This window comes from Oceaniferula spumae (assembly GCF_042849255.1).
Taxonomy (GTDB): domain Bacteria; phylum Verrucomicrobiota; class Verrucomicrobiia; order Verrucomicrobiales; family Akkermansiaceae; genus Oceaniferula; species Oceaniferula spumae.
This window is the reverse complement of record NZ_AP026866.1, coordinates 413,456-430,726: the sequence shown is the minus strand read 5'-3', so window position 1 is coordinate 430,726 and position 17,271 is coordinate 413,456. Positions and strand designations below refer to the sequence as shown.

19 protein-coding genes and 1 tRNA gene are annotated in these 17,271 nt (G+C 51.5%); 8 read left to right on the top strand and 12 right to left on the bottom strand.

Annotation, left to right across the window (positions count from 1 at the left end; genetic code table 11):
* From ACSPJT_RS01840 to ACSPJT_RS01820, 5 genes are all read right to left on the bottom strand, one after another.
* The gene (locus ACSPJT_RS01840) at positions 1–555 is read right to left on the bottom strand and encodes a hypothetical protein (RefSeq protein ID WP_435894667.1); all 555 of its coding nucleotides are present in this window, start codon (positions 553–555) and stop codon (positions 1–3) included.
* 68 nt (positions 556–623) lie between these two features.
* Positions 624–1,889: a DUF4340 domain-containing protein gene (locus tag ACSPJT_RS01835; protein WP_435894666.1), complete on the bottom strand. Its 1,266-nt coding sequence runs from the start codon at positions 1,887–1,889 to the stop codon at positions 624–626.
* Between the two features lie 26 nt (positions 1,890–1,915).
* A complete protein-coding gene (locus ACSPJT_RS01830) occupies positions 1,916–3,844 on the bottom strand; it encodes a Gldg family protein (protein ID WP_435894665.1) in 1,929 nt (642 codons plus the stop codon).
* 28 nt (positions 3,845–3,872) lie between these two features.
* Complete coding sequence (locus ACSPJT_RS01825; protein WP_435894664.1) at positions 3,873–4,598, bottom strand: ABC transporter permease subunit; 726 nt, start codon at positions 4,596–4,598, stop codon at positions 3,873–3,875.
* Between the two features lie 41 nt (positions 4,599–4,639).
* Positions 4,640–5,368 carry an ABC transporter ATP-binding protein gene (locus tag ACSPJT_RS01820; RefSeq protein ID WP_435894663.1) on the bottom strand — a complete coding sequence of 243 codons (729 nt, stop codon included), beginning with the start codon at positions 5,366–5,368 and terminating at the stop codon, positions 4,640–4,642.
* A gap of 175 nt (positions 5,369–5,543) precedes the next feature.
* Here ACSPJT_RS01820 and ACSPJT_RS01815 point away from each other — a divergent pair, with 175 nt between their 5' ends.
* Genes ACSPJT_RS01815 through ACSPJT_RS01805 form a run of 3 tightly spaced genes read left to right on the top strand, consistent with a single transcriptional unit; the run spans position 5,544 to position 7,946 of the window.
* On the top strand, positions 5,544–5,993 hold the full coding sequence (locus ACSPJT_RS01815) for a protein jag (RefSeq protein WP_435894662.1): 450 nt from the start codon (positions 5,544–5,546) through the stop codon (positions 5,991–5,993).
* A gap of 26 nt (positions 5,994–6,019) precedes the next feature.
* Complete coding sequence (locus ACSPJT_RS01810; protein ID WP_435894661.1) at positions 6,020–6,370, top strand: acyl-CoA thioesterase; 351 nt, start codon at positions 6,020–6,022, stop codon at positions 6,368–6,370.
* A gap of 1 nt (position 6,371) precedes the next feature.
* Positions 6,372–7,946, top strand: coding sequence for an NAD(P)/FAD-dependent oxidoreductase (locus ACSPJT_RS01805; RefSeq protein WP_435894660.1), 1,575 nt, complete (start codon positions 6,372–6,374; stop codon positions 7,944–7,946).
* Positions 7,947–8,015: 69 nt separating this feature from the next.
* Here ACSPJT_RS01805 and ACSPJT_RS01800 read toward each other — a convergent pair.
* A tRNA-Gln gene (locus ACSPJT_RS01800) sits at positions 8,016–8,087 on the bottom strand.
* Between the two features lie 385 nt (positions 8,088–8,472).
* On the opposite strand from ACSPJT_RS01800, the gene ACSPJT_RS01795 reads away from it, so the two are divergent.
* The 3 genes from ACSPJT_RS01795 (at position 8,473) to rlmB (ending at position 11,781) form a co-directional block, all read left to right on the top strand.
* On the top strand, positions 8,473–9,279 hold the full coding sequence (locus ACSPJT_RS01795) for a polysaccharide deacetylase family protein (protein ID WP_435894659.1): 807 nt from the start codon (positions 8,473–8,475) through the stop codon (positions 9,277–9,279).
* Between the two features lie 75 nt (positions 9,280–9,354).
* On the top strand, positions 9,355–11,076 hold the full coding sequence (locus ACSPJT_RS01790; RefSeq protein ID WP_435894658.1) for a dynamin family protein: 1,722 nt from the start codon (positions 9,355–9,357) through the stop codon (positions 11,074–11,076).
* 54 nt (positions 11,077–11,130) lie between these two features.
* The gene (gene rlmB / locus ACSPJT_RS01785) at positions 11,131–11,781 is read left to right on the top strand and encodes a 23S rRNA (guanosine(2251)-2'-O)-methyltransferase RlmB (protein ID WP_435894657.1); all 651 of its coding nucleotides are present in this window, start codon (positions 11,131–11,133) and stop codon (positions 11,779–11,781) included.
* Here rlmB and ACSPJT_RS01780 read toward each other — a convergent pair.
* Together ACSPJT_RS01780 and ACSPJT_RS01775 are read right to left on the bottom strand one after the other, a co-directional pair.
* Positions 11,778–12,299 (bottom strand): glycine cleavage system protein R, encoded by a 522-nt coding sequence (locus tag ACSPJT_RS01780; protein ID WP_435894656.1) that lies wholly within the window; start codon positions 12,297–12,299, stop codon positions 11,778–11,780. The genes rlmB and ACSPJT_RS01780 overlap by 4 nt on opposite strands.
* Positions 12,300–12,355: 56 nt before the next feature.
* A complete protein-coding gene (locus ACSPJT_RS01775) occupies positions 12,356–13,054 on the bottom strand; it encodes a L,D-transpeptidase family protein (RefSeq protein WP_435894655.1) in 699 nt (232 codons plus the stop codon).
* A 205-nt stretch (positions 13,055–13,259) separates the two neighbouring features.
* Here ACSPJT_RS01775 and ACSPJT_RS01770 point away from each other — a divergent pair, with 205 nt between their 5' ends.
* Positions 13,260–13,559, top strand: a complete 300-nt coding sequence (locus ACSPJT_RS01770; protein ID WP_435894654.1) for an FmdB family zinc ribbon protein — start codon at positions 13,260–13,262, stop codon at positions 13,557–13,559.
* Between the two features lie 47 nt (positions 13,560–13,606).
* Here ACSPJT_RS01770 and ACSPJT_RS01765 read toward each other — a convergent pair whose 3' ends face one another.
* Both ACSPJT_RS01765 and ACSPJT_RS01760 read right to left on the bottom strand, forming a co-directional pair.
* Positions 13,607–14,518 (bottom strand): hypothetical protein, encoded by a 912-nt coding sequence (locus ACSPJT_RS01765; RefSeq protein WP_435894653.1) that lies wholly within the window; start codon positions 14,516–14,518, stop codon positions 13,607–13,609.
* Positions 14,519–14,545: 27 nt separating this feature from the next.
* Positions 14,546–15,388 (bottom strand): hypothetical protein, encoded by an 843-nt coding sequence (locus ACSPJT_RS01760; RefSeq protein ID WP_435894652.1) that lies wholly within the window; start codon positions 15,386–15,388, stop codon positions 14,546–14,548.
* A 49-nt stretch (positions 15,389–15,437) separates the two neighbouring features.
* Between ACSPJT_RS01760 and ACSPJT_RS01755 the strand changes: the two genes are divergently transcribed.
* Positions 15,438–15,797 (top strand): DUF3147 family protein, encoded by a 360-nt coding sequence (locus tag ACSPJT_RS01755; RefSeq protein WP_435894651.1) that lies wholly within the window; start codon positions 15,438–15,440, stop codon positions 15,795–15,797.
* Positions 15,798–15,830: 33 nt separating this feature from the next.
* On the opposite strand, the gene ACSPJT_RS01750 is transcribed toward ACSPJT_RS01755, so the two are convergent.
* The gene (locus tag ACSPJT_RS01750) at positions 15,831–16,301 is read right to left on the bottom strand and encodes a L,D-transpeptidase (RefSeq protein ID WP_435894650.1); all 471 of its coding nucleotides are present in this window, start codon (positions 16,299–16,301) and stop codon (positions 15,831–15,833) included.
* 153 nt (positions 16,302–16,454) lie between these two features.
* Positions 16,455–17,108 (bottom strand): L,D-transpeptidase, encoded by a 654-nt coding sequence (locus ACSPJT_RS01745; RefSeq protein ID WP_435894649.1) that lies wholly within the window; start codon positions 17,106–17,108, stop codon positions 16,455–16,457.
* Positions 17,109–17,271 lie beyond the last annotated feature (163 nt).

Sequence of the window (17,271 nt, the reverse complement as noted above, 5' to 3'; positions counted from 1 at the left end):
CTATCGACTGTATATGCCAGCAGGTGTGAATGCAGCTGAGGGTTCGCCTCTTTCCCCATCAGGAAATAGCTGAATTGCAATATCCTCACCGTTGACGCTGAGGGTTGCTGAAGTGCTAGAACGTTCGAGGATTTGCTGTACAAATGGAGCCTCGGCATTGGCTTCTCGCGTGGATCGTGTTGTCTGCGACAGCCCAGACATGGTGACCTCAATCCGAGTGTCAGCTACGGAAACCTCGGCACTGCAGCTATCACCATCATGGGAAATTTCGATACTGGCTTCAAGCCCTGGGGCATTTTCGAAAGGTGTGCCAGCGAAAATGTTAGGCCCAAAATATTCGGCGATCCGTGCGTCTGTGGAGATGAATCCAATAAGCGACGGTGCAGCATCAGCGGCTTCCTGAAGCAGGATCATGCCACTGGGCGCAGCTCCAATAGGGGTGGTCACCATTTCCGCCACATGCACTAAGATCATGCTGCCATCTTTGCCTTCGTATTGTGCGGCTAAATCAACGCCACCTTCCCACGCCATCCATGCTGATACATTATTACTCATAATGTAGTATCAAATAGACCTACTCGGAGTGTAGCTCAAGATTAAAGATCAATGGCCCAATGCCCAGATTAGCGTTGTGGGGGCAGAGGCTGCAAGGGATGAGTTGGTGCAGGTTGCGCAGGCACCTGAACCGGGGGAGTCGAAGCAGACGGCCGATTTTTAGCAGTCACAAAATCGGCACGCTTCTTCTGCAAGGGTGAGATCACACTTTGACTGATCTGGAAAATTCTTCCCTGTAATCTTTCTGCTAATGCTAACTTCTCACGAGCGAGTATCTGCTGTTGTTTAAACCGCGCATCAAGCGCTTGGGCATCCTCCGGCTTCTCATCGGCTGATTTGTTTCTGGTTTTTGGAAACTCAGCGTCCACTGCGATCGTTAGGAGATACTTAGGTTGGACTGCCGGCAAGCGAGGGTCTGCATCTTTGTCTTTCGGCTCATCTTTTTGTGGCCAGAACACCAGAGTGTATGTGAGTCCATCAAATGTGGATATGACAGCCTTGCGTTTCAGTTTAACATCCGGATTGGCAAGCTCGGCGGCCTTTTTTCCACTGATTACATCTTGGAAAGCGGCATAGTTGAACAGATCACGAAGGGTATTGGTCGATGTCAACTTCATCAGTTCCTGATCGCTAAGGTCTGCGACCTTGAATTGCCCCTGCGTCGTGGGTCGGACAAGTTTCCAACCAGTAAACGAGGGATCGTCTGGAGCGGTTAGCGTGATTGATTGGATTTGATCGAACTTGATGAAGTCCTTGTTCAACCAATCCTTTGGCTCTGCCGTGACGCCTGGGAATGTTTGCCCAACGGCGTAAACCCCGCTGTCGTCACCATCAATCCTGACAAATCGGCCACCGACGCGACTTGTGCCGCTGTATTTCCCTAGCAAAACTTCTGCCAGCTTAGTTCCGTCTTCTGCCGACATCGTGACCCTAACAGCACCGAAATAACCGAGCTCACTGTCCTCCTTGCTAGTCTCATCCGCCAACCCAAAACGGCCAAAATGCTCGCTGCTAGCGGGATACCCTTGGGTGACTTCCAGATCGTTCAGCGCACCTAACAGGTTTCGAAGCAATTCGTAGTTCACTTGGTAGTCATCGCGTTCTGCGACTCCCCATTCATTGTCTTTTCCTTTGACCAAATGGGTGGAACTATTGCCCTGGCTGATTGTAACTTTGGCAACTTGGCGAACCGGCAAGTTTTCATACAGCCTGTCTCCCGGAGCGAGTTTGGTGCGTGTAGAGTGATCTTCCTCTCCGTGGAATTTGACGACATAAGCGGCAATTCCGAGAACGAGGGCAATGGCCCAAAGAATAATAACGGTGCGAGACTTCATGAAAAAATGATATTAGAAAAATTACGTTAGACGGCTCGAGTGGATCTGCGGCGAACAAGCCAGACACAGAGCCCCGTGAGAGCGACGAAGAGCGGGGTGGAAGCAACGGTCAGCCATGTGATTTTGGCATAAAGCCGGTCCTTGCGATCTCTCAGGCCCTTCTCTTTTTCACGGAGATCACGACGCAGTTTCATTTGCTGGGCTTGCAGTTCACGTATCTTAGCTTCCTGCTCTTGAGAGAGGACAAGGGTCGTTCCCTGTGTTTTCTCGGTGTGCAGAGCTTGCAACTGTTTCACGATTTCATTCATGGAGTTGCGCGCTTTTTCAACATCCTCATGCAAATCCTTTTCAAAATCGGTCTCCATTTCCTTGATGATGGTGAATGGTCGAGTGGTCGATGCACGGCTACGTGAGCCAATCAGATGTTTCGATCCGGTGCATTGATCGAGGATGTTTTGCAATAGGGCAGCGTTATTATTGACCGGTGCGTATCCCTGCGCCGTTTGTTGGAAACAGGCTCGATCGAAGAGAAAATCAGCATCAGAAATCAGATAAACAGAGCTCTCTTCGGTCGCTTCTTTTAAGCTGGGCTTTGGCTCGCTTTCGGCAGTTTCATCCTGGGCATCATCCGATTTTTTGGCCTCGGCTGGATCACCGTCAGGGAAGGCCGTTTTAAACTTTCCCCGTAGACGCATGACTAAGCCGTAGTTCTTCCCAGTCGGTTGGGTACGGGCGAAGATACCATTGTCCGGGCGTGTTGCTTCCTGTCCGGCCATGAGCACCACTTGTTTCGAACTGCGCACCAGAGTGTCGATGGCGACACCGCCTCCACCCTGAACGGTGAAACCACCAGCCAAGGGAAAATAGAGATTTTCAAACCCCTTGGTCACGATGTCGTCATCGGCGACGATGGCATCCGTGCTCAAAGAAAGATGCGCATGCATGCGCTGGCCATTGCCAAAGTCAGTGGCGTATTTTCCATCCGCGATCACCGAGTAAGCATCAAAGCCAACACCCCAGGTTTTTAACAAGTTGGGGAATGTGGACGACTTGGCAACCGCACCTCCCATACCCTGCATTCGCGGATCGGCTTGCGGTGCAGTGAGGGCAAAAGGATCCAGACAAGCTACGACAATGCCGCCTTTTAGAACATACTGATCGATCAAATATTCAGTGTGTGCAGTCAATCCAGCAGGATGGACCAATAGCAGCACAGGAGTTTGTTCGGGATCCAATTCCTTAGGTGACATGCCTAAATATTGAATCTCGTATCGCTGTCTCAGAACTTGGAAAATAATCCACGCAGCTCCAGGCTCTTGACCTGGTTGGGTAGGGGGCGTTCCAGCCAGAGGTAGAGTGGTCATCAAGCCGACTTTGGGTTTGGTGAAGGTGGTGACGTTGGCAATGGCACTGGAGAGCATATACTCTAACATGGTGTCATTGCTGGGGTCTAAAAATGGAATGGATGTTTGTTGATCCAGGCAGGAAATCGCCATGCCAAAGTAGAGGTTTTCATCGTTAACCCGCTGCCCACTGATTCCATCCATGTTCGCGGAGTCTTCGGCATCCGTGTCTGGCTCAGGATCGAGGTTTTCTATCCTGATTTTTCCTTTTGCGAGGTTTTTGTATCGCGCTAACAAATCATCCACCTTGCGCATGTAGGATTTTACCCGACGTGGCATCGCTTCACTTTTTCTGGTGGCGTAGTAGCGAATGATCACAGGGCTTTCCAACTCACTGAGAATCGCCTCCGTTCCAGGAGTCAATGTGTGGCGTTTGTTCTCTGTGAGATCGATGGTTTTATTGCCTAGCGAAGTGGAGCGCACTAGCCAGTTAGAGAAAATCAAAATGCAAACGATCGCAACAATCCCCACGATCGTGCGAACCACCGGGTGGGTGATTTTTGCACCTGATTTGGCAGGTGTGGCAGCTTCCTTTTTTTGAGTTTTGGCCATGATGGAAAATAAATAGTGAGTTGAGGGCCTAAGAACGTTTCGAGTTCAGAATGGCGCTGGTGCAGAGCAAACAGGCGACAATGATCGATCCGAAGTAGATGATATCCTGAAAGCGCAGCGCTCCCTGTAGCAATGGTTGGTAATGATCTAACACAGCGGTTGAAACAATCGCGTCTGTCGTGGCTTCTGAGAATGTCTGTGCGAAGATCCTCACCACGTGGTCGAAACCAATCACCACAAGCAGCACGCAAATACTGCAAGAGATGATCAAACACGACACTTGGTCACGGGTGAAAGCGGATACCAGACAGGTGATCGCAAGAAAGGTGCAGCAAATAAGAAAACTTCCGATGTAGCCTGAAAAAATTGTCAGATTGTCCGGGTCTCCGAGGGTGTTTACAGCCATCACCATCGGGTATGTTAGAAGCAATGCAATCCCCCAGACCACAACTGCTGCCAGGTATTTGCCGAGGATCGCTGACCAAATGGTCGTGGGGAATGTTCCCAACAGTTCGATCGTGCCACTGCGCTGCTCGTCCGACCAAAGACGCATACCAAGAGCTGGTGCCAAGAGCATATAAATCCACGGATGCCAGAAGAAGAACGACCACTCAAGGTTGGCATCACCAGTCTCGATAAAGTTACCTAACGAGAAGGTGAAAAAGAGCGACATGAACAGAAAAATAACAATCACCGCATAAGCCGTGGGCTGGGTGAAGTAACTTTTCAGTTCTCGTTTAAAAATAGTGAACATGATTCAGTGGACAGATGTTAGTAGACAGTTGTCAGAGTTTGTTAGTGGGCCGCCGTTTCCTTGGTAGTTAGATCACGGAAAAGATCGTGGAGGGAATCGGTTCCGGACTGGGCACGGAGTTCGGCCGGTGTACCATCGGCTACGATGTTACCCTGATCGATAATCACAGCGCGGGTGCAAGAGGCATCAACCTCCTCGAGGATGTGGGTGGAAAAGAGGATCGCTTTGGTTTCGCCGAGGCGTTTGATCAGTTTGCGAACCTCGTGTTTTTGGTTCGGATCAAGACCATCGGTCGGCTCGTCAAGGATCAGCACGTCTGGATCATGCAATAGCGCTTGGGCCAGACAGGTGCGGTGACGGTAACCTTTTGACAGTGTGCCGATGGATTGGCGGGCGACATTTTCCAAGAAACATGTCTCGACTGCTGCGTTGACTGCTTGCTTTGAAGTGCTACCTCTGAGCCCGCGCATGGAGGCGCAGAATTTGAGGAAATCTTGCACCGTCATATCATTGTAGAGCGGTGCCGATTCCGGGAGGTAGCCGATGTGACTCTTTGCTTTCTTGGGGTGATCAACCACTGAGACGCCGCAGATCTTGGCATCACCTTTAGTGGGTGAAATAAACCCGGTCACCATCCGCATGGTCGTGGATTTTCCGGCTCCGTTAGGCCCTAAGAAGCCGAGAACCTCTCCCTTGTTAACCGTGAATGACAGATTGTTGACTACGGTTTTGGCCCCGTAGTTTTTGCTGAGGTTGTTGACTTCAATCATGGCAGGCAATGCAATGACACAGTCATGACAGCCAAGAAAGGCAAATGACCGCGTGCACCGCCGAATTTTCTACAAGCGCTTCATATTTCAAGGGAAAAATTCAGAGGTGAGAATTGCCATGACGATCGAGGAAGTGGCGTTTGACGTTTCTATTTGATCTGTCTATCAGTAACGCATGAATGAGGTCGACGCTGCAGAGAAAATTCTTGATACCATGCTGAGCAAACTGGGCTTCGAGGTTCAGTATGAAAGGACTGAATCAGACGATGGCCCTTGCTTGAACATGATCACCGATCAAGGCGCACATTTGATCGGCAAAAACGGAGATCGTCTTGAGGATCTCCAGTATCTGATGAACCGTGTGTTGAGTAAACACTACCCAAACTCAGCCAGAGTGAAGGTGGACTGTGATCACTACCGTGAGCAGCAAGAGGCCGAGCTTATCAAAACGGCTCAGGAAATGGCACAGAAAGTCATTCAGGATGGCAAACCCCGCCGTCTGAACCCACTCAATGCATATTACCGAAGACTCGCACACAATTCCCTCGCGGACATTGAGGGCGTTAAAACCAGCTCTCCGAAGGGCAATTCGCGCTACAAGCGTATCCAGATTGAAAAAGCCTGATGGCACCCTGCGACACTCTTCACTTTATGAAAACTCACCGACTCGTGATGCCAGGGGACCTGAATCAGTATGGTTTCCTTTTTGGCGGCAAAATGCTCAGCTGGATCGATGAGGCCTGTTGGATTGCTGCTACACTTGATTTTCCGGGCCGGCGCTTCGTGACGATCGGCATGGACAAGGTGGAATTCCACCACGGTGTGCGTGAAGGGGTGATTCTAGAAATCAACTGCCAGAGAGTTAAAATGGGCACCACTTCGTTGAGCTACCAAGTCTCTGTCATCCGTGGAAGCGGTGATGACAAAACGGAGATTTTCTCCACCTGCGTCAGCTTCGTCAATGTCGATGCCGAGGGTAACAAGCAGCCAATCGCCCAATAACATGAATCGCATCGAAACCGTCGATATCATCCTCGCCATTGAACGGTCCGAGGATCAGGAGGCATGGCGTAAAAAAATCGCACGCAAACTGAACCTGCATCCAAAACAGATCCAGGAGATGCGACTGCGTAAGCACTCTATCGATGCCCGCCAGCGTGAAATCAAAGTGCAGTTACGCATCGAGGTAGGCATCGGCATGCCGTTACCGGCCGAACCGGAATACCATGCCGAATATACCCCCGTGGCAGAGCAGGCGAAGCGGATTATCATTGTCGGCTGCGGTCCTGCTGGAATGTTTGCCGCATTGCGAGCCATTGAACTTGGTTGCAAGCCCATCGTTCTAGAGCGAGGCAAGGATGCCTCCGCGCGCCGATTCGATCTTGGTCCGATCATGCGAGAAGGGCGGGTCATTGAAGATTCTAACTATTGCTTCGGCGAAGGCGGTGCCGGAACGTATTCGGACGGAAAACTCTACACACGAGCAACGAAACGTGGTCCGGTGTATGATGTCTACGAAACCTTGGTTGCCCACGGCGCTCCAACACGCATCCTGACAGACGCCCACCCACACATCGGCTCCAATCTACTGCCCAATGTAGTCAAAGCCATGCGTGAGAGCATTCTCAAGGCTGGTGGTGAAGTGCATTTCGGAGCTAAAGTGGTTGAATTCCTAAAAGGGGATGGCGACAAAGTTCATGGTGTTGCCGTTGCCGATGGTCGCGAGTTCATTGGTGACTCGGTGATTCTAGCCACAGGACACAGCGCCAGAGACATCTATGCGCTGTTAGCCAAACAAGGTGTGTTGATGGAGAAAAAGACATTCGCGGTAGGGGTGCGCATAGAGCATCCCCAGCCATTGATTGATAGTATTCAATATCACTATCAACGTGGCACGGAGCGCCCGCGCATTCTGCCTGCGGCCCGTTACCGGTTGGCCTGTAAAATCGGGGGCAGGGGAGTTCATTCATTCTGCATGTGCCCCGGAGGTTTTATCGTGCCCGCAGCAACGGAAAACGATGAGGTCGTGGTCAACGGCATGTCGCTGGCCCGACGAGACTCGCCCTTTGCCAACAGCGGCATGGTGGTGAGCGTGGACCCCGAGGACACCGCAGATTTCGACAAGGAACATGGTATTTTATCCGGCATTGCTTTTCAGAAATTCATGGAAGTGCTCGCATCGAAGACAGGAGGCGGCGTTCAAAAAGCGCCCGGCCAGAGAGTCACGGATTTCCTTGAAGGGAAAGTTTCCTCAAGCTTGCCGGACACCAGTTATTTTCCGGGCCTAACATCAGCACCACTTCATGAAATCATGCCTGACTTTATTTCCTCGCGGATGCAGACAGGTCTGAAAAAGTTCGGTAAAGGCATGAGAGGATACATCACCGAGGAAGCCGGATTGTTAGGCTTCGAAACTCGGACCAGCAGTCCGCTGCGTATTCCACGTAACGAAAGCGATCTGCAGCATCCTGAAATTTCTGGACTCTATCCCTGCGGTGAGGGTGCTGGTTATGCAGGAGGGATCATTTCGGCAGCTCTCGACGGCATGAAGTGTGCCGAAGCCGCAGCTGCCCAATAAAAAACCGCCGAACCAAGAAGCTTGGCGAAGGCGGTGTAGAGCGGGGAACTTCTCTGACGGGAGAGAAAGTAGCCCTACCAGGACTCGAACCTGGAAATGCGGAATCAAAATCCGGTGTGTTACCAATTACACTATAGGGCTCTTGGAAGCAGGAAGGTGGTTTGGTTAAAACCGTTTTCCCTGCGGACGGCGGAGTCTCTACGCTGTGTTTTGATGCTTTGCAATAGCGAAATAGATAAAATAATGATCTTTTCTCCATTCATCTGTCTCGCAATGCACTTTTCAAGCCTAGGACACATTGATTCTAAGTCATTTCCAGCGAAAATCGAATCCCGATCAGATCCGATTCATTTTGTGTTTAAAAAACGTCTGGAACAGTGCTAGTCTATTGCTTACGCGAGGAAGAAAAGCGTGACAACAGCAGCGTATTTCCCTATCTACCAGTGCGGTCCGCTGCGCTTTTATCAGCCGACACTCTTACTAATATTTTTAACCACTGCGATTCTCACTATTTCCCCAATTACTTATGACAATTAAAAACCCAATGATGCTTGTCGTGCTCTCCGCAATGACAATGCTTGTCGCCTGTTCTGCGAAAGAAAAAGTTCAAAAGAAAACAACGGCTAACCCCACATACCGCACACCTACACTGCGTGCACCGGCTCTAAGAAATCCTGATATCGCATTACCTAGCAGCTCTCCAGGGGGAGTGGGTGTCAGTCACTCCAGAGGCCGCACATCTCTGCCATACGTCGCGATGACTTACGATGATGGTCCACACCCGCAGAACACACCGCGTTTGTTGGACATGCTGCGTGAGCGCAACATCAAGGCCACATTCTACGTCATTGGCCGCAGCGTGAATCTTTACCCACAAATCACCCGCCGCATCGTTGCTGAGGGTCACGAGATCGGGAACCACACTTGGAGCCACCCGAAACTGACCGCACTTAGCGATGCCTCTGTGCGTAGTGAACTGAACAGAACCCGTGACGCCATCGTCGCAGCAAGTGGTGTCAAACCTCGCACCATGCGTCCTCCATACGGAGCACTGCGTCAGGACCAGCGCGCCTGGATTTACAAAGAGTATGGCTATCCTACCATTCTCTGGAGTGTTGATCCTGAAGATTGGAAACGCCCGGGTGTTTCAGTGGTTACTTCTCGCATTGTGAACAACACCCGCAACGGTGGCATCATTCTGGCTCACGATCTTCACAAGCCCACTGTGGATGCCATGCCCGGCACTCTGGATGGACTGCTTCGCAAAGGATTCAAATTTGTCACCGTTTCCCAACTGCTGGCGCTGAATCCAAGCTCTCCAGCCAGCCGCTAGTCGGTCTGACTTCCAGATCTCCGCCCTTACATCAGGTTGTCTTTCCTTCTACCCTCGGATCTCTAACAGAGCGTTATGTTCGGACAAGAGTATTTTAAAACACGCAAACGCCTTACTGACGTTGTGCTGCGTGTCCTTGAACTTGCAGAAAAAACCGGAGCCGAGAAAAAGGATCTACTCGAAAACGATATCACTAAGGGGTTGAGCAACCCATTTCTCTTCGTCGTCTGCGGCGAAGTCAATGCGGGTAAATCAACCTTGCTGAACGGTCTGTTTGGTGAGGATGTTTGTAAGACCAATGTGCTGCCTGAGACTGATCGGGTGCAGTGGTATCGCTACAACGAGCAGAACCACGACAAGCAGATCACGCCAATCCTCGAGGAGAGATACCGTGCAGTTGATTTCCTGATGGATTTCAACCTGGTGGATACCCCCGGCACGAACTCCGTGGTGGAAGGGCACCAGAAGATAACAGATCGTTTCCTCCCCGTATCCGATCTCATTTTTTGGGTTTTCCCAGCGAGCAACCCTTGGGGTGCTTCGACCTGGGATTTCATTTCCAAGCAAAACAAGGAGATGCTCGATAAGTCCATCTTCATCATCCAGCAGGCAGACTTGCGCGATGATAAGGACTTGGAAGTGATCCTCGGTCACATGCGTGACCTCTCACACAAGCGCATCGGTTTCATCCCTCCGATTTTCCCTGTTTCAGGCAAACTGGCACTTCAAGCTAAGCTCGAGACTCCATTCGGCGATGCTCTATGGAGAGAGAGTGGCTACCCGGCACTTGAAAAATACATTTCGGAAATCGTCACCGACTCTCCAGCACGCCGTCAAGTTCTTGGCAATGTTCGAGATGCCGCCACCTCTGTCTTGCGCAACATTGAGGACATGATCGAATTGCGCACTCGGCTCCTTGAAGGGAACGAGAGCTTCCTGCGCGAAATCGAATCAGAAGTTGATAAGGAACGTGAAAAACAATCATCCGACTTCGGGGTCAAATTCGCTGGCATGCGCGATGTTTTCACATCCCAAGGCGATGAGATTAAAGAGTTGATCAGTAGAAAACTGGCAGTCATCCCGACGCTCAAGAGCTTTTTCTCAGCTGAGAACATCCCCAAGATGATCGAGACCTCATTGATCGACTCCGTGAAATCGGCGGTTGAACAACAGGCCAGCGATGACGGAAAACATCTTGTCGATGAATGCCGCAAGCACTGGGAGACCGTGCGCCCTCGAGTGAAAGAGCGCCTTGCTATTCCTCTCGGCGATTTTGAAAAAGAGACAGGCGGCTTTGGCGACACCAGAGAGCGTTTCATCAAGCGGATGGGTCGCGCCGCCAGACAGGCGGTGGTGAATTTGAAAATCCGCGGTGGCTTCGACATGCAGCTCACCGAGCGGAAGTCTCATTTGAAAACTTGGCTCTACGCCACCTTGATCTTGTTGATGGCATCCGGAGTAACTGGAGCCATGAAGCTTGGTCCAGATCCATACTTGGCACTCGGACTCTTAGCAGCGGCTATTTCCTGCATGGTCGCGCTCATCATCCGCGCAAAAACAACACGCAAGGAAATCATCGAATCGTTCAGCGAAAGGCTCGATGACTCCCGGGTGCCTTTTGCAGATGCCTTGGGCACTGATTACCGAGACGGCGTGCGGGATTTCTACATCGAATATGGCAGCCTGCTAGAGAGTGTGCGACGTCACATTTCCAACGCAAAAATGGAGCTGCAGCCAAATCTTGAGCAGTGGAACAGTCTGTTCCTTGAACTCAAGGGAATCGAACAGGAGCTCTGATTCGAGTTTATTTATCCGAGCTCTCGAATCGAGGGCTTGCCAACACACACTACTATGCGCCGCAGAGGAAAAGAAGGGGAAGCCCGCGACAACAAACACGTTCGATCATCCGATGCTAAACATGGGCGTCGTCCAGGTGGTGCGCGAGGTGGCCAAAACAGCGAGTCCTACGCTGGATCCGGCAGAAGAGGCAAGGTCCGCCCCGAAGAAGATCTTTACGAAATCATTAGTGGCCAAGAGGCTCCGCTCATACTCATTCTCGATTGTGTGCAGGACCCGCACAACCTAGGCGCAATTCTTAGAACTGCCGATGGGGCTGGTGTAGCTGCAGTGGTTGCCCCCAAAGACAAGTCTGCCAGTATCACTGATACTGTCAGGCGTATTTCCGTAGGCGCCGCCGATGCTGTGCCCTTCATTCAGGTGACCAACCTTGCTCGCACCATGCGCAAGTTACAGGACGAGGGAGTCTGGCTGGTAGGAACCAGCGACGCAGGGGAAGGCACACTCTACGATAGCAAACTTACCGGACCTTTGGGTATCGTCATGGGCGCGGAAGGCACAGGCATGCGCCGACTCACAGAAGACTGCTGCGATTTCCTGATCAAGATTCCCATGGCGGGCACGGTGGAATGCCTCAATGTCAGTGTCGCCACCGCTGTTTGCCTCTATGAGGCTGTTAGGCAGAGATCTTTGGTCTCTAGTTAGGCCAGCGAGCCGATCTCAACATTGAGGTCGTCACTCAGACCTTCAATGGCTGCTACGAGATCTTCGTCATCCGTGCTGTCGGGCAGACAGACTGTGCCGGATGCATGGAAAATAGGATGTCCAGCCATGGCGGCACTTTCAATGGAGGTGTTAAGCTCCTCGATATTGGCGCCAGCTTGGGAAATGGTTTTGGCTAGTTGGCTGACGATGCCTGGTCGGTCATTGCCATAGATATCCACCCGCAGACAGCGAGTGTAAGGGTAATCAGATAGGTCGCCTTCGTCGTGACAGTAGACCTCGATGCCTTCCTCCGAGAGGACTTTGAGAGACTCTTGGAGTGCCTCCGCAGCGGCCTCATCCTCGCAAGCAACCCGCACAATACCTGCAAATTGGCCTCCAAGCCGAGCCATGCGGCTTTCCAGCCAATTTCCTCCGCCCTCGGTGACGAGGCCAGAGATACGACTCATAATGCCCGGACGGTCATGGGCGCAAACGGTGAGAACAAGGGAAGATGCCATAGTGGGTGAAATAGGATAAGGAGAGTAAGGCGCAAGATGCGAGTGCTCTCAAGATATTATTTCACAATCACAGGAGTCCCGAGCTCTGCGTTTTCGTAGAATTTACGGGCCATGTAGTCGGGCAAGCGCACACATCCGTGGGAAGCTGCATAACCAGGCAGATAGCCTGTGTGCATTCCGATACCGTGATTGAAGCGCAAGAAGTTAGGCATTGGGGCGTTGACGAACACTTCGCCCGGACCGGCTTTATGTTTACGGGTATCGGCGTCCTTGTTGACGATCTCACCCGTGGCGATGTTCTTGATCACACCGTATGCAGAGGAAACGTGGTCGATATCTTTCTCGGTGACCTTGAAGTTACCCGGAGGTGTGCCGTGTGCCTCATCACCGGTGGAAATAGGTGTCATGCCAACGAGCTTGCTGCCTTTGTAAAAGTAGGCTTTTTGCTCAGCACGTACGATGACAATTTTAGGTGGGCCTTGCACCCCGTCACCGTCCCAGTATCCCTGAACGACTTCCGGATTGTTTCCTGCAGCATCTACTTGTGGCCTTTGGCTAGGACCATAGCCGGCAAGATACTGACTCCCGGAGCCAACGCCGCCTGGGTCATAAGGTGAACACTGGGTGAGAAAGCCTATGGCGACTGCGGCCAAGGCGAAGGTAAACATCGTCGAGATCTTCATGAGTTCGTGGAGCTGGTTGGGAGTAGAGATTTCCTTTTGGAAGTGGGGCTTGTGGGAGCTGGAGCGATTCATGTGGCTGATTTTGTTCACACAAATTATCACTCGTGATTACTGACGGGTCAAGTTGAGTTCTATGCAGAAAAACTTTTCAGTGTCAGCAATCTCCTCAGCCCCTATACGCGATACTTGTGTTCATCTTTCTTGCTTGCGCGTAATCCCATCCGCAGGTATCGAGACGCACGGCAAATAGGCCTAGTATAACCAGTTCACCACCACCATGCCCAACTACGATTATCGTTGTGACAAATGCGGACACGTCTTCGAGATCTTCCAGAAGATGAGTGATCCCAAACTTGAATCCTGTCCGGAACCATCCTGTGATGGCCAAGTTAAACGGCTTCTCGGCACTGGTGCCGGATTGATTTTCAAGGGCAGCGGCTTCTACCAGACCGATTACCGTAGCGACTCCTATAAAAAAGGCGCCAGCAAGGAGGGCGGCAAAGGAGGATCTAAAAAATCCGACAGCAAACCAGCTTCATCAGGCGGTCACTCGTGTGGCAGTGGATGTGGTTGCTAATGAGGGCAGGGGGCTTTTTACCCGAACCAACGGCCCATGCTCCGCTCTTATTCACGCGAGCCTAGCTCGGCCAAACTTTTGAGCCAAGCGACATCAGAGGCATCGAGTTTTGCCTCAGTGTAGTTCACTGGCTGCTGAAGACAATCTTCGTAGATGCATGAAACTGCTTCTGCTGTGTGCACGACTGCCATCGCTTCACTAGGGTCGTTCATTAACTGGGAGAATTCAAAAGACGGATCGTGGTCAGCTGTCGGTGTCGACAGTGCGGACTCTAACAAAGTTAGAACCGGGTCAACCTGCACTTCGGACGGGAGCTTTTTGACTGCTTTCTTGGCTTCGCTACCAGCAATCCGATCCGAGGCTTTCTGTTTTTTCTCCCTCAGCCAATCAGTGGCGTGACTGATACCGTGCTTTGATAGTTTCGACCCCAAGGTCGGCAGTAAGGCTTTGGCTGCAATTCCGACACCTAACAGAGGATTAGCTATCGCAACCACACCTCCGATGAGCACCAGACCTCCGGTTATTCGATTGGATTGTTTGTCGATTTCATTCGCAATGAGATCAAGCCGATCCGCCAGCGGCGCCGAGCTGTTGATCTTCCGGAGGTTGTCATCTTTTAGTTGCTCTGTGATCAATTCCTCCAATTTGGCCAGAGTGTCCATGTTAGGAAGGTGGAAAATACGCGCCTTGGGGAGAGCGTTTTCCGGCGCAACGCCTTCCGGCAACACACGATGGGTATATAATGCGTAGTCAGACTCGCTGAGTCGGTAGGGAACCAGAAAGTAGTGGGTTTCATCCCTACTCGTTAGCTCGCTGGACTCGACGGCACGCACAGAAGAGAGCAGGGGGAGTTTGCCCAGGTTGCTCCGGAAGAATTCGACTCCGTCAGCGGCTATTTTCTTCGCCACTTCGGAGAGATCATTCGCACTGCGAATCACAGGATCTAAAATCGCCTTCAATGGTTGTTCTTTAGGTGAAAATCCCAACTACATTGGTCTCGCATAGGAGTCACAGCGATTGTGCCAGCCTGGGGTCCAGCGTTTTTCACCACGTGCGGGTGGAGAGTTCCTAACACGACGGTCAAGGCAGCGCTTGGCAGCCGCTCCAAACTCGGCAGCTGCTGCTTGGCCTGAAGGAACATCGCGCATTTCCATCAGCACCCACATCAGACCCCACCCCTGACCATTGTAGGTCTCGCGGGGATTAGTGCCATCGCCCTTGAAGTTAACGTAATCCACCAACGCATAAATGCCGTTCGAGGTCGTGGCGACTTTGTTATAATTCGCCTGAATCCGGGCACGGTGTGCTGCTGGTGCGGCTTTGAGGATTTTAGGCAAAGCGGCCCGCGATTTGTAGGCGATGAATTCAGTCTGTATGCCGACGTTAGCAGCTAGCCATGTGCGTAAGCCACTGAGTTGTGGACCATTGAAGTCACGCTGAAATGCTGCTTTGTTAGGCCATGGGCAATCGGTGGAATATGCTACGGCTGGTAGCTTGTGACCGCGGCCGGTGGCGAATCGTACGAACTCAGGGAAGGTCTCTGTCCAGCGTCCGTTGAAACCTTTTGGATACCAGATGAAGTGACCTATGCCCAGTGATGGAAATTCCTCACCATCGTTCCAGTGCGTCAGCCCTGTTACTTTTCCACCAGATTCATTCTGCCAGATTTTACGACCTATCGATGCCTTCTGGGCGGCGGTGAGTCGGATAGATGTTGCCTCAGCCGGAGCATAGCTGGCAGCCGGTGCTGCGGTCGGAGCCACACTGGGTGAACAGGCCACCAAAGAGGCGGTGAGTGAAAAGATAGCGATCGCGGGATAAACTTGCATGATGCGGTAAGAATACGCTCAAATACGCCCGTTCCAAGAACAAGTTTCCATGCCTGTCATTCTAAAATATTTTATTACCGCCGCTGTCGTCGTAGCCATCTCTGAAATTGCCAAACGCAGTGATAAATTGGGAGCCCTCATCGCGGCCTTACCGCTCGTCACAGTTCTTGCAATGACCTGGATGTTTTTTGAACTGAAAGGGCAAGAGCAAACCGAAAAGATCGCCAACCATGCGTGGTATACTTTCTGGTACGTGATCCCAACCATGCCCATGTTTCTTCTGATGCCGTGGATGCTGCGCAGAGGCATCAGCTACGGCTGGACTCTTCTGGCCGGCTGCGTATTGACCGCCGTGCTCTTCATCGTAACAGCTTGGGTGATGAAACGCTTTGGCGTGGAGTTGATGTAGAACTTTGGAGAAACAAGAGGTTACTCGTATCTCCTAGTGAACGATGTCTACCGGAGTTCCCACCAGGGTCTTTGCGAAAATCGTTCGGACGGCTTCACGAGGCATGCGAACACAACCGTTAGAGCCAGGGTGCCGATGCACGTAGGCGCTGTAATGCATTCCTATGCCACTATCAGTGAGTCGCATCCAATAGGGCAGGGATGACCCGACAAAACGATCATAGCTGCCACGGTATTTCCGTCGGTCTCCACGATGAACCTGGCGGCCGTTCTTGTAGAGTGATCCAAAGATATTCGAGCGTTTGGCTGCGATCTTTTTCTTAATCGGATATGTTCCTACCGGAGTCCGTTTTCCCGCTTTACCCGTGCAACACGGTAAATCCATGGCGACTTCCTGCTTATCACCAACGAGTAGCTGGGCGCGCTGATCAGAAATGTCGATTCTTACTCTGGTATTACTGCCGTTGGCTTGCTGTAACAGTGCCTCGTCACGATAAACCTCCAAGCTGGAGTGGTAGTCGTGACGTTGGCAAAATTGCGCGTGTTTCTGCTGGCTAAGAGAAGAGCTCGAACAGCTCACTAGCGAGACTGAGGCGGCACAAAGTACGGAGATGTAGCCCAGTCTTTGAAAAGCTGACCGCATGGAGAAACAGGGACGCTATCGAACGATACTGACTCTGGTGCCAACACGCGTTTTGCCGTAAACTGTTGAAACGACCTTGTAGTAGGTCCGGATACAACCGTGAGAGGCTGGGTAACGGGGGACATTGCCCTTATGCATACCAATGCCATCCCAAGTAAGACGCATCCAGTAGGGCATAGGAGCTCCGACGTATTTACCGCCTTCAGGAACTTTATCCTTACGACTGTCCGCATCGGATTTCACTAATCCTCCGGAAGCGTTGTAGATTTTACCGTAGGTGCTGGAGCTTTTGCCGCTCGCGATCTTTTCGACGATGCGATAATTACCGGTTGGGGTGGGGTGTGATGATGTTCCGGTGGCTACAGGATAGTCCATGGCCAGTTCCGAGCCGTTCATGAGGTAGCCACGCTGATCGGAGAGATCGATGCGGATACTGGAATTCGAGGCGTTTGTGCGCGCGAGCACCGCTTCATTTTTCCAAACACCATAATTCCTTGGATACCCTTTCTGCGCCTTGAAATGGGCATACGTTCCTGGCTCGTAGGGGTTCACGTGAGCGGCACGAATAGGAGCTGCCTGATTCGGGTTAGGAGTGCCGGGATCTCCACAACTGGAGAGAAGAAATGTGATCGCTAAAGCAGGTAATGCGTAATGGGTAACAAGTTTCATGAGGGATGCTTCGGGTAACGAGTGGCATTATTTACAGGAAAACGCTGATAGAGGCAAGGAAAGTTTAATGGCCAAACGAACATACATATTTCAAGGTCTCTCCCATTTTCCAGCAATCCTCGTGCCGTCAGCTGTGCAAATGCTAACTTTGTAACGAAACCGT

Bases quoted from the DNA above. Each gene is read 5' to 3' on its own strand.
- ACSPJT_RS01805 (WP_435894660.1), top strand. From the start codon at position 6,372: ATGAATCGCATCGAAACCGTCGATATCATCCTCGCCATTGAACGGTCC.
- ACSPJT_RS01835 (WP_435894666.1), bottom strand. From the start codon at position 1,889: ATGAAGTCTCGCACCGTTATTATTCTTTGGGCCATTGCCCTCGTTCTC.
- rlmB (WP_435894657.1), top strand. From the start codon at position 11,131: ATGCGCCGCAGAGGAAAAGAAGGGGAAGCCCGCGACAACAAACACGTT.
- ACSPJT_RS01840 (WP_435894667.1), bottom strand. From the start codon at position 555: ATGAGTAATAATGTATCAGCATGGATGGCGTGGGAAGGTGGCGTTGAT.
- ACSPJT_RS01760 (WP_435894652.1), bottom strand. From the start codon at position 15,388: ATGCAAGTTTATCCCGCGATCGCTATCTTTTCACTCACCGCCTCTTTG.
- ACSPJT_RS01815 (WP_435894662.1), top strand. From the start codon at position 5,544: ATGAATGAGGTCGACGCTGCAGAGAAAATTCTTGATACCATGCTGAGC.
- ACSPJT_RS01775 (WP_435894655.1), bottom strand. From the start codon at position 13,054: ATGAATCGCTCCAGCTCCCACAAGCCCCACTTCCAAAAGGAAATCTCT.
- ACSPJT_RS01755 (WP_435894651.1), top strand. From the start codon at position 15,438: ATGCCTGTCATTCTAAAATATTTTATTACCGCCGCTGTCGTCGTAGCC.
- ACSPJT_RS01820 (WP_435894663.1), bottom strand. From the start codon at position 5,368: ATGATTGAAGTCAACAACCTCAGCAAAAACTACGGGGCCAAAACCGTA.
- ACSPJT_RS01810 (WP_435894661.1), top strand. From the start codon at position 6,020: ATGAAAACTCACCGACTCGTGATGCCAGGGGACCTGAATCAGTATGGT.
- ACSPJT_RS01780 (WP_435894656.1), bottom strand. From the start codon at position 12,299: ATGGCATCTTCCCTTGTTCTCACCGTTTGCGCCCATGACCGTCCGGGC.
- ACSPJT_RS01795 (WP_435894659.1), top strand. From the start codon at position 8,473: ATGACAATTAAAAACCCAATGATGCTTGTCGTGCTCTCCGCAATGACA.
- ACSPJT_RS01745 (WP_435894649.1), bottom strand. From the start codon at position 17,108: ATGAAACTTGTTACCCATTACGCATTACCTGCTTTAGCGATCACATTT.
- ACSPJT_RS01790 (WP_435894658.1), top strand. From the start codon at position 9,355: ATGTTCGGACAAGAGTATTTTAAAACACGCAAACGCCTTACTGACGTT.
- ACSPJT_RS01825 (WP_435894664.1), bottom strand. From the start codon at position 4,598: ATGTTCACTATTTTTAAACGAGAACTGAAAAGTTACTTCACCCAGCCC.
- ACSPJT_RS01830 (WP_435894665.1), bottom strand. From the start codon at position 3,844: ATGGCCAAAACTCAAAAAAAGGAAGCTGCCACACCTGCCAAATCAGGT.
- ACSPJT_RS01770 (WP_435894654.1), top strand. From the start codon at position 13,260: ATGCCCAACTACGATTATCGTTGTGACAAATGCGGACACGTCTTCGAG.